Origin of the sequence: Bacillus sp. SIMBA_008 (assembly GCF_046535495.1) — a bacterium.
Lineage (GTDB): Bacteria > Bacillota > Bacilli > Bacillales > Bacillaceae > Bacillus > Bacillus subtilis.
In genome coordinates, this window is the sequence record NZ_JAWRWL010000630.1 from 1 (window position 1) to 264 (window position 264).

Sequence of the window (264 nt, forward strand, 5' to 3'; positions counted from 1 at the left end):
GTCCTTCTTTCAAATTGAAGAGCACTTTTTTCCAATCGAACAAAATCGTTGTCATGATTCCGATGAGCAGTGCGAGTTCTACTGACCAGATCGCAGTGACGGAGGAAAGGTCAATCTTCCCGAACGCTTTTAAACCGAGCTGCGCAAAATCAAATCCGTCAGGGTACCAATGCGGGAGCCACATCGTGAAGCATTTGTTCATGATCCCCACAAGGATAAGCGGAACAAAGGCGAGCACTTGCCGCGCGGGGCTGGGTTCTGCCT

At 50.0% G+C, this 264-nt stretch carries 1 pseudogene; it reads right to left on the reverse strand.

Annotation, left to right across the window (positions count from 1 at the left end):
* Nucleotides 1-264, reverse strand: a pseudogene (locus SB658_RS24730) (GntP family permease); the annotation flags it as partial.